Here is a 2629-nt window from a genome sequence, read left to right on the forward strand (position 1 = left end):
GTGCGATACGGTCTGGACTTCACCGTTTCGTCACAACCTGACCGGAACCACAACCATGCCCTCCCCGGCCGGGTCTAGTAGTCCGAGACCGCGGGAATCGAGCTGGAGAGCACCCGGGAGGACCGGGCGAGCAGACCAGGAACCGGAAGGAGAGGCCGCCATGGGGGGCATACGCACACGAGGCGTCGTAGGGCTGGGCGTGACGGGGCTGGTGGCGCCGCTCGCGCTCGCCTTCACCGCGGCACCGGCCCAGGCCGCGAGCTGTTCCACGAGCACCGGGCCGTACCAGAAGCAGGTGGAGAAGTTCCTGGGCCGGCCGGTCGACGGCAGGCAGTCCGCCGCCGACTGCACGGCGATCCGGGCATTCCAGGCCAAGCACGGCATCACCCCCGCCATCGGCTACGCCGGTTCGGTCACCTGGGGCGTGATGGACCTCATGAACAAGCAGAAGGCCGTCGGCAACAAGCCGAACAAGGACGGCAAGTGCCCGGTGAACAAGGGCCGGATCGCCTGTGTGAACCTCACGCTCCAGCTCAGCTGGATCCAGGACGGCAAGAAGCTGGTCTACGGCCCCGTGCCGGTGCGCACCGGCCGTGACCACTACGAGACCCGCACCGGCCTGAAGAAGATCTACTGGCGTGACATCGACCACGTCTCCGACCTCTACGACGTGCCGATGCCCTACAGCCAGTTCTTCGACGGCGGCCAGGCCTTCCACTCGGTGGGCCTGAGCATGTGGAACCCGCCGGGCTCGCACGGCTGCGTCAACATGACGAAGAAGGACGCCAAGAAGTACTGGTCGCTGCTGAGGAACGGCGACGACGTCTTCGTCTACGGCCGCAAGCCGGGCACCTGAGCCCGGGCCGGTCCCGTCAGGCCGCGGGGGCGTCCCCGAAGTCCGGGATCTCGAGCCGTACGCCACCCTGCCGTGCCGACTCGTGCGCGACGATGCCCGGCAGGGTGTAGCGGGCGGCCACCCACGCGTTCACCGGCGGCAGTGTGCGCCCGGTCACGGCGGTGACGAAGTCGTCCGCCAGGAAGTGGTGGCTGCCCTCGTGCCCGTTGGGCAGGTGGTCGAACTCACGCGGCAGCCGGGACCGGTCGTGCACCGGCGCCGAACCCGAGGTGAAGGCCGCGCGCAGCTCGGGCGCGAGAGCGGCGAGGGACGGGTCGCCGGGCGCGACGGCCCGCTTCGGCTCCAGCAGCCCGGTGATGTCCTCGACGCCGCCGCGGTCCTGCCACAGGGCCACCGTGGCGAGCTGCTCCATGCTGGCCTCGGTCCCGAAGAACCGGAACCGGGACTCGCGCAGATACGCGGGGTAGCCGACCCGCCGGAACTCGTTGGTGCGGAACGATCCGCCGCCCGCCACCTCGAACAGCGCGGTGGCGTTGGACACGTCGTTGTCGAACATGCTGACCGAGCGGTCGAAGACGCCGTCGTCGCGCTCGTCGCGGACGCCGATCGCCGACACGCTCACCGCGTGCGTCCGCCAGGCCCCGAGCACCCCGCCCACCGAGTGCGTCGGGTACAGCAACGGGGGATAGCTGGCCGTCGCCCGCCAGTTCTCGCCGCCGCTGTAGCGGTAGGCGTCGTAGAAGCCCAGGTCCATGTCGTGGACGTAGTCGCCCTCCGCGTAGAACACCCGCCCGAAGGCCCCCTCGGCGATCCGGGCGCGGGCGAGCACGGTCGCCGGGTGGTAGTGGCTGGTCTCGCCCATCATGTACGTCAGCCCGGTGGACCGGACGGTGGCCACGATCGCGGCGACCTCCTCCGCGGTGACCGCCATCGGGACCGCCGAGAACACGTGCTTGCCCGCGTTCAGCCCCTGCATGACCAGCGGACCGTGGGTCCAGCGCTGGGTGAAGACCGCGACCGCGTCGACGGCCGGTGACTCCAGCATCGCCGCGTACGACGGGAACGTGCCCGCGAGGCCGTGCGCGGCGACGAGGCGCTCGGCGCGCTCGGGCAGGAGGTCGGTGACGTAGACGTCCCGTACGCCGGGATGGGCGTGGAAGAGCGCGGCGAAGCGGCCGGAGAACTGTCCTGCGCCGACGATGCCGAGGGAGAAAGTCATATGGATCACTTTCGCGACGGGGGATTTTGTGCGTCAAGAGCAGTGAAGTGATGAGCAACACGGTCCGTAATGTCCGTATCGCTCGCACTTACTCACAGCGCCTTCACCTCGTTCGGCATATGCTTCACAGCATGTCCACCACTGTTGCAGCCGCCTCCGAGCGATCGGCCGCGGAGGTCAACGAGGAGATCCGGGCCCTGTGGCGCCGGTCGGGCGGGACACTGACCACCGAGCAGCGCGCGGAGTACCAGCGCCTCGTGATGGAGTGGGCCGCCGCGGCCCCGCGGTCGCACCGGGCCGCCTGACCGACCCCGCGCGCACCGCACCGTACCGCCTCACCCCACCCGCGCGCAGTACGCCGTACCACCGAGGGCACCCGTCACGACACGGGTGCCCTTTTTCCGTCGGCGTCCTGTCCCCGGTCAGCTCCAGGTAGCCGAGTAGCGCCGCCGGTACGCCCTGCGGTCCCGCTCGGCCCGCAGGTACCGGGTCGCCACCAGCGCGACCAGACTGCCCGCGGCGACCAGCAGACCCGGCCCGACGTTCCGGACGTC

At 70.1% G+C, this 2629-nt stretch carries 3 protein-coding genes; 2 read left to right on the forward strand and 1 reads right to left on the reverse strand.

Annotated elements, in window-relative coordinates; translation table 11 throughout:
• Positions 1-160: 160 nt before the first annotated feature.
• Positions 161-856, forward strand: a complete 696-nt coding sequence (locus H5J33_RS30555) for a L,D-transpeptidase (protein ID WP_181798016.1) — start codon at positions 161-163, stop codon at positions 854-856.
• Positions 857-872: 16 nt separating this feature from the next.
• On the opposite strand, the gene H5J33_RS30560 is transcribed toward H5J33_RS30555, so the two are convergent.
• Positions 873-2075, reverse strand: a complete 1203-nt coding sequence (locus H5J33_RS30560; RefSeq protein WP_181798017.1) for a Gfo/Idh/MocA family protein — start codon at positions 2073-2075, stop codon at positions 873-875.
• Positions 2076-2194: 119 nt separating this feature from the next.
• Between H5J33_RS30560 and H5J33_RS30565 the strand changes: the two genes are divergently transcribed.
• Entirely contained in the window at positions 2195-2380 is a 186-nt protein-coding gene (locus H5J33_RS30565) for a hypothetical protein (RefSeq protein WP_030607632.1), read from the forward strand.
• Positions 2381-2629: the final 249 nt, after the last annotated feature.

This window comes from Streptomyces sp. WELS2, assembly GCF_013870595.1.
Taxonomy (GTDB): domain Bacteria; phylum Actinomycetota; class Actinomycetes; order Streptomycetales; family Streptomycetaceae; genus Streptomyces.

Coding starts and splice junctions, on each gene's coding strand:
- H5J33_RS30555 (WP_181798016.1), top strand. CDS start 161: ATGGGGGGCATACGCACACGAGGCGTCGTAGGGCTGGGCGTGACGGGG.
- H5J33_RS30560 (WP_181798017.1), bottom strand. CDS start 2,075: ATGACTTTCTCCCTCGGCATCGTCGGCGCAGGACAGTTCTCCGGCCGC.
- H5J33_RS30565 (WP_030607632.1), top strand. CDS start 2,195: ATGCTTCACAGCATGTCCACCACTGTTGCAGCCGCCTCCGAGCGATCG.